The 7,305-nt window shown below is 33.6% G+C and carries 5 protein-coding genes; 4 read left to right on the top strand and 1 reads right to left on the bottom strand.

The annotated features are described in order from the left end of the window. Nucleotides 1-124: 124 nt before the first annotated feature. Complete coding sequence (locus HY987_RS07835; RefSeq protein ID WP_292757301.1) at nucleotides 125-832, bottom strand: DUF4012 domain-containing protein; 708 nt, start codon at nucleotides 830-832, stop codon at nucleotides 125-127. A 527-nt stretch (nucleotides 833-1,359) separates the two neighbouring features. Between HY987_RS07835 and HY987_RS07840 the strand changes: the two genes are divergently transcribed. The 4 genes from HY987_RS07840 to HY987_RS07855 all read left to right on the top strand — a co-directional run bounded on the left by HY987_RS07840 (nucleotide 1,360) and on the right by HY987_RS07855 (nucleotide 7,285). Beyond that, nucleotides 1,360-4,272, top strand: coding sequence for a glycosyltransferase (locus HY987_RS07840; RefSeq protein WP_292757303.1), 2,913 nt, complete (start codon nucleotides 1,360-1,362; stop codon nucleotides 4,270-4,272). A gap of 536 nt (nucleotides 4,273-4,808) precedes the next feature. Then, nucleotides 4,809-5,633, top strand: coding sequence for a hypothetical protein (locus tag HY987_RS07845; RefSeq protein WP_292757305.1), 825 nt, complete (start codon nucleotides 4,809-4,811; stop codon nucleotides 5,631-5,633). 103 nt (nucleotides 5,634-5,736) lie between these two features. Continuing rightward, nucleotides 5,737-6,234 (top strand): HEAT repeat domain-containing protein, encoded by a 498-nt coding sequence (locus HY987_RS07850; RefSeq protein WP_292757307.1) that lies wholly within the window; start codon nucleotides 5,737-5,739, stop codon nucleotides 6,232-6,234. 142 nt (nucleotides 6,235-6,376) lie between these two features. Continuing rightward, nucleotides 6,377-7,285: a class I SAM-dependent methyltransferase gene (locus HY987_RS07855; RefSeq protein WP_292757309.1), complete on the top strand. Its 909-nt coding sequence runs from the start codon at nucleotides 6,377-6,379 to the stop codon at nucleotides 7,283-7,285. Nucleotides 7,286-7,305 lie beyond the last annotated feature (20 nt).

Genomic DNA, 7,305 nt, shown 5'->3' on the forward strand with positions numbered 1-7,305 from the left:
TTTTTGTTGGTAATGTTCTAAACTGATAAACAGGGGAGTCTGAGATTAACTTCAGACATCCCCCTATGTACTGATTAAGAAGATGCCCTCTACTGAAATAAGATACCCTCTTTTAAATCCCTCTTTAAAATAGATTGTTTATTCCTTCATAGACCACAAACTGCTGGAAGACATCAGCGGGAATTACATATAGATGTCCCTGGGAATACTGGGCTGACACGGTTTCCATGAGGGCTTTACGATTACCTGGATCCTGAACTGCAGTTTTAATACCTTCCATAAGGGACTGGACTGCACTACCTCTGGACACACCATTTTCATTTTGTTCTTCCCTCAGGAAATCTATAGAATTACCAGTCACCTGCCCCTGACCTGCCACATTAATGGGGCCAACGGCCTGTATAATAGCATCTATAGATTCGGGGGTAACAATAATCACCAGATCAGTTTTTAAGCCAGTGTTATATTCAACAGTTTCCTGAGCTATTTTAGAACCTTTTTCTACATCAGAAGTCCATAAAGAGTCGTGTAAGTAGTATTTATTTATCCCATAACTTTTCATATCAGAAGTAGGGGATAAAGTGGGATGTGCCAGGCCTCCAGGATAAACAGGGGTCATATTAATCACTTTCCCCCCATTAACATTCACCACAAATGCCATATCAACCGCCCCAACACCCGGTCTCTGTTCAGAGGTATCCACACATAAAAGTAACACATTGTAGTTTCCCTCAAATTTTTCCTTTCCCTGGGAATAATAATGAGATATAACGAATCCTGCACCTGCAATGAGGATTATTAATATAATTAGGGCAATTAATTTCTTTGACATTGTTTAACCACTTCTTACCATTAAAATTTCTTTCAAATAAATTAATCTCTTTAAAATAATTAATCTATTCAAATACACTAATTTGATTACATTTTATTAAGTTAATAAATTGAATGATTTTTATTAAACGAATTAACGAAGTTTTCTTTTAAAAACATTACTTCATTTATAACATGGGGTTTATGTTGAATTTTAGTTTATAAAACCTTATGTTATGAGAGTAATCAATTTAGTAAAAAACCCTCCTGAAGTAAATATTAATTTATGATAGAAACCGTGGATTTCTATATTTTAATTTAGAATCACTAATATACGGATTGAATTGAACTTTGATAAAAACCCATTAACATAACTTCCCTGTCTTTATAAGGTCAAAAATCCCACAATTTTATAAAGTGGTCTAGAATAAGAATAATGTATAGAATTATTTCTTAATTTTATCAATACTCATACTTTAACTTAGATATTTAACAAATCGTATTAAACATATAATATTACAAAAAAATGATGTATTCATTGAGGTTTTCATGGTGAAGGTTCCACCCCAAGTAAGACAATTAAAAGGATTTGAGGAATTAAGAAGGTTTAGAAATCATGTTCGTGATTCTTACAACTCCTGGAAACACAGAACTGTTTCCAGGGTTAGTAGGTTAAAAGAGTCACAGATAGTGGAATTTATTAAACAGGATTACAAACTCACTGAAAGCCAGAAAAAGGAATTATATGAATCAATAATAAATCAAAGCGCTTCAAGTATTGATCTGGAAAATTTTAATGATGATGCGTCACTGGTTTCAATTATAATAATCAACAGAAATGGTTTGAAATATTTAAAGAGGTTATTTGATGATTTGGTGGAAAAAATTCAGTATCCTGCCTACGAGATCATAGTGGTTGATAATGCCTCGCAGGATGAGTCACTGTCTTTTTTAGAGAATCTTTCTGAAAATTTACCCCTTAAAATTATTAAAAATACCGAGAATGTGTCTTTTTCAAGATCAAACAACCAGGCAGCGGAAATTGCCAAGGGAGAATATTTACTACTTCTTAATAATGATGTTGAACCGACTTATGGCTGGCTCAATCAGATGATGAAATCAGCACTCCAATCAGATGATGTGGGTGCTGTGGGAGCAAAACTGGTTTATCCGGATTGTTCTGGATCTCGTTACAATAGAAGAAACTCATATAAAGTTCAGCATACTGGAATAGCCTTCAGGGAGGAAGATGGTTTCATCAAACCCTACAATAGGGGTAATGGAGAAATTTTCCAGGTTAAAGATGAGCAGGATGAACCCCGGGCAGCAGTCACTGCAGCAGCACTCCTGGTTGCAAAAGATAAATACTTCCAGGTTGATGGTCTGGATGAGGGCTATGTTTATGGTTATGAAGATGTTGATTTTTGTTTGAAATTAATTCAAAAGGGTTACACAAATATTTACTCTCCAAAAGCACTTTTATTCCATTATGAGTTTGGAACACAGGAATCTAATAAAAATAATGAAGTTAAAAGGCGGCGTTTAAATAATATCAAGTTGTTCCGGGAAAGATGGGGCAAATGGCTGCGCAGGGAACTACTGATGGATAAATTAAACTGCAACCTTTTATTTTCTGAGAATCCTTTTAAGGTTGTCTTTGTAGTTACTGAGACTGGTGAAAACAGTTCTGCGGGTGATTATTTCACTGCAATGTCCTTGGGAAAGAGTTTCAAAAAATTCGGTTGGGAAATCGATTTTCTTTCAAGGGTTGACTATAAACATAAAGACTGGTATGAAATTGACGGGGATGTAGATGTTTTAATATCACTACTTGATGCATATGACATTCGTAAAATCCGTTCAAAGAATAATTTACTCATTAAAATGGCATGGCCACGTAACTGGCTGAGTAGATGGATATCTCACCCTGATTTCATGGATTTTGACATAGTGATGGCCACCAGTGAAACTGCCTGTCGTTACATTGAAGAAAAAACAGGGATGAAAACTGATCTACTGCCTCTGGCCACGGATCCAGACACTTTTAACCCTTCAGTTGAGGGAAATGAGAAATGGGAATGCGATTACTGTTTCACCGGGAGTTACTGGAAAGATCCCCGCGAAATCGTGGACATGCTGGATCCGGAAAGCCTACCTTACACCTTTAAACTTTTTGGTAAAAACTGGGATGAATTCGAGAAATTAAAGGATTATTATGAAGGTTTTGTTAACTACCAGGATATACCGAGAGTTTATAGATCCACCAAGATTGTGGTGGATGATGCCAACCGGGTGACCAAAGAATACGGATCAGTGAATAGCCGGGTTTTTGATGCCATTGCCTCTGGTGTTCTGGTGTTTACCAACGGAGATCTGGGTGCAGAGGAAACGTTTAATGGAATCCTCCCCGTTTATAAATCAAAGGAAGAACTTAAAGAACTACTTGGATATTATCTCTTCCATGAAGAGGAGAGGAAAGCTAAGATCCGGGAACTGGAGGAGTTTGTCTTGTCCCATCATACATATGATCAGCGGGCTGACGAGATAAGGAGTTATCTGGAAAATTACATTCTAAAGAGGAAGATGGCCATTAAAATACCAGCACCAAACTGGGATGAAGTAGAGGAATGGGGTGACTATTATCTGGCTTTGGGATTGAAGAAGGAGCTGGAGAGGAGAGATTGTGAGGTGATCCTGCAGGTTCTACCGGAATGGGATGGTGATGGTGATGCCCGCTGTGATACTGTTCTAGTATTAAGGGGTTTAAGCCGTTACCAACCTAAACTACAACACTTCAACATAATGTGGAACATATCACACCCGGATGAGGTGACTGTTGAGGAGTACAACCAGTACCAGCATGTATTTATAGCTTCAGAGTTTTGGGCCAGTGAGATAGCCCGGAAAGTTGATGTCCAAGTGGAAGCCATGCTGCAGTGTACCGACCCTGAATTGTTCTACCCCGACCCTGATGATAAGTACAAACATGACCTGTTATTTGTGGGAAACTCCAGAGGAGTTTACCGGCAGATAATCAAGGATTTACTGCCCACTGAGGAGGACTTGGCAGTGTACGGTGCAGGCTGGGAAGGATTGATTGATAGAAAATACATCAAAGGCGAACATATACCAAACAAAGAACTGAGGAAAGCTTATTCATCATGTAAAATCTTACTGTGTGATCACTGGGATGATATGCGGGATAAGGGATTCCTTTCAAACCGTCTATTTGATGCATCTGCATGTGGGGCTTTTATAATAACTGATAAAGTCAGGGGAGCAGAAATGGTTTTTGGAGATGCTCTGGTGACTTATGAAGATCCTGTAGAGCTCAATAATTTAATTAGCAGATATTTGAACGGTGGGAAAAAAGAAATTGAAATTGAAGAAATTCATAAAACCATGGTTGAAAAGCACAATTATGAAAAAAGAGCAGAGGATATTATAACAGAAATGCCTTAAAAATATGTTGAATAAATTTTAGGTTAACGGTACATTCCTGTGCCTTAATTTTAACATATTGTTTATCATAACAATAATAACCTGAATACGTTGCATTTAACATGTATCATGTTCTGTCCGATTTGATAGTCAGCAGTTTTGTATGGTTTGATGTTGGGGAAAACATCAAGAATTTTGGAAGTCTTTGTATGCTTGCGCAAGATTGGGAACCTGTTTTTATTAAAAAGTTTATTTGTCCCTAGTTTGCATATCTGTAATTGGGGTTTATAACGGAATCCAATGAACTTATTACAAAGTTTTTCCTAAAGATTCGGATAATAATGTATATTTAGTATCAGAGAGATTATTTTTATTTGAAGGGATAATCAACTCATAAACTCGTACGACAATGTTATGAGGGAGTTTTTAGATGATGTCTGGAATACTTTGAGAAGATTATCGAGTATAATAGAAATTCTAGCTGGGGGAATTATATTTTAAACCGCTTATTCACTACCAAAAATGCCTTGCCGGATTATAAAAATCTTAGAAAAACTTTGAAAGGAAGAAAAGGTTTTTTATTTTTAATTAATGACTCTAATAATGAAATTAGGCAACATTTTGATTTATCATATAAAAACAATTTCAATGATAGTCTTTTTATAAAAATTTTGAACTTTAAAGCAGATTTTTGTCGTGGAAAAAAAATTAAATATCATTTTTTTCTTATTCCTGATAAAAGTGTCGTATGCAAAGATTTGTTACCCTTTAAATTTTCGCAGATTAAACGTAATTATGATAATATATCTAATTCAGTTCCGGATTTTGTCACTAAATTAGATCATACTCATTATTTCAAGAATGATTCACATATAAATTATGAAGGAGGTAAAGAATTAGCTTACTATTACCTAAATCACTTAGATAATAGTTTTAAAAGAAAAGATTATACTAAACTAATCAATGATCAAATATCACTTGTTGATAGATTGTATGTTTGTGATCTTACAATGCCAAAAAATTGGTCCTATTCTGAAGAAGAAAAAGATGAATATCTAAATGAGGATATAATATCTTTTAATAATAAGTTTCTGGTAGATATAAAAGAAAATCTTCCCAAAAACTTTAAATTTGTCATGTCCCGGGAAACAGAGTATTATCATAATCCAGAAGGCTTTAAAGATTTAAGGGTTTTAATTTTTAGAGATTCATCAACAAATTTAATTAGAGATTCATTATCCGTATATTTTAAAGAGATATTATTATATTGGGATAAATGGTCTTTTACTCCGGAATTAATAGACTGGTATAAACCCGATATTATTTTAGAAATAAGAACCGAGAGATTTTTAGAAAATAATTTTTTTAAAAGAATTTGCTAATGATCTTTTTTGTATATGACTTAATATTCTAATATTAAACATCGCACTAAACGGGTAACATCAATTTTGATCTTAGGAAGGATGTGAAAATATGGGCTTGTATATGGATACATTAAAGGAAAAGAAGGACTTTAAAGGGTTGTCCAAAGCACTTACTTATAGAGATGCAGATATCCGTAATAAGGCAGCGATAGTTCTGGGTGAAATGAATGATGAAAGTGCAATAAAACTCTTAATAAAAGCTTTAAATGATGAAAATGGTCATGTTAGTAGTAATGCAGGAAAATCCTTGGAAAAAATTGGAAAACCTGCTGTAAAATACCTTATTAATACATTAAATGATAAAAATAAATCAGTTAGATCAATTGCTGCAAAAACTTTAGGGAATATTGGGGAAGATAATGCAGTAATACCTCTTATTAGAAGATTAAATGATAAAGATGTAAATGTCCGTAATGATGTAGTAATTGCTTTAGGGAATATTGGGGATGAAAGGGCAATAGAACCTTTAACTAAGACCTTAAATGATGAAAATGGTCATGTTAGTAATAATGCGGCGAAATCCCTCGAAAAAATAGGATCACAGCCCACAAATTTGTAAAAAACTCATGAGTTTTATATTAGTTAGTAATAATAAGATAATAGATCTAATCACTTTGAACGAATAATAAAATTCTTTATATTATATTAACCATTCTTATAAAAGTATTATATGATTGGTATTGAATTAAGGGAGAACAAATATGAATAGATTTTGGGATATTATAATAGAGCCAATTATTAAGGCTCTTAAAGCTGATTATATTATTGAGGTAGGCTCAGAAAAAGGAATTAACACTAAAAATATTCTAGAGTATTGTGAAGTTCATGATGCTCACATGACTGCAATTGATCCATCTCCCCATTTTGATGTTTATAAATTCAAAAATAAATACGGAGATAAATTTGAATTTCATGAAGGTCTAAGTTTAAGCATATTGCCTCTGTTGGAAGATTACGATGCAATCTTAATTGATGGAGACCATAACTGGTACACAGTTTACAATGAATTGAAAATAATCGAAAACACTTTCAAAAAAAATAAATCTCTAATTATATTTTTGCATGACGTAGGATGGCCATATGCCCGAAGAGATTTATATTACAATCCTGAAAATGTTCCTGAAGTTTTTAGACAACCTTATAAAAAATTAGGCATTTATCCTGATCAATCCAATTTGAAAAAGAAAGGGGGCCTAAATGTAGGATATCATAATTCTATTTATGAAAATAATCAGAAAAATGGCGTATTAACTGCCATCGAAGATTTTATAGGGGAATCAGATTTAGAATTTACTTTTCATAAAGTTGATGTCTTCAATGGTTTAGGAATTTTGTATCTTAAGGATAAAAAATTGGAAAACATGATTAAGGACGTTATAGAAAGTGCAGATTTGTTTAATAAACTCGAAAAGGAAAGAATAAAAATTTTAATCGATTTTATAGAATCGAAGGAACTTTATGGTTTCTTAGAAAAGAGGATGAATGAGCTTGAAGAAGAGAGGGGGGTTCTTGAGGGTGCTGTTTTTGATTTGAAGGATCGTAATTTGTCTTTGGAAGAGAGATTGGATATAATAAAAGAAGAAAAATCAAAAATTGTGAAAAATTATTAAAAAAATAAAAAAAATAATTA

Source organism: Methanobacterium sp. (genome assembly GCF_016217785.1).
Lineage (GTDB): Archaea > Methanobacteriota > Methanobacteria > Methanobacteriales > Methanobacteriaceae > Methanobacterium.

Bases quoted from the DNA above. Each gene is read 5' to 3' on its own strand.
- HY987_RS07835 (WP_292757301.1), bottom strand. From the start codon at position 832: ATGTCAAAGAAATTAATTGCCCTAATTATATTAATAATCCTCATTGCA.
- HY987_RS07840 (WP_292757303.1), top strand. From the start codon at position 1,360: ATGGTGAAGGTTCCACCCCAAGTAAGACAATTAAAAGGATTTGAGGAA.
- HY987_RS07850 (WP_292757307.1), top strand. From the start codon at position 5,737: ATGGATACATTAAAGGAAAAGAAGGACTTTAAAGGGTTGTCCAAAGCA.
- HY987_RS07855 (WP_292757309.1), top strand. From the start codon at position 6,377: ATGAATAGATTTTGGGATATTATAATAGAGCCAATTATTAAGGCTCTT.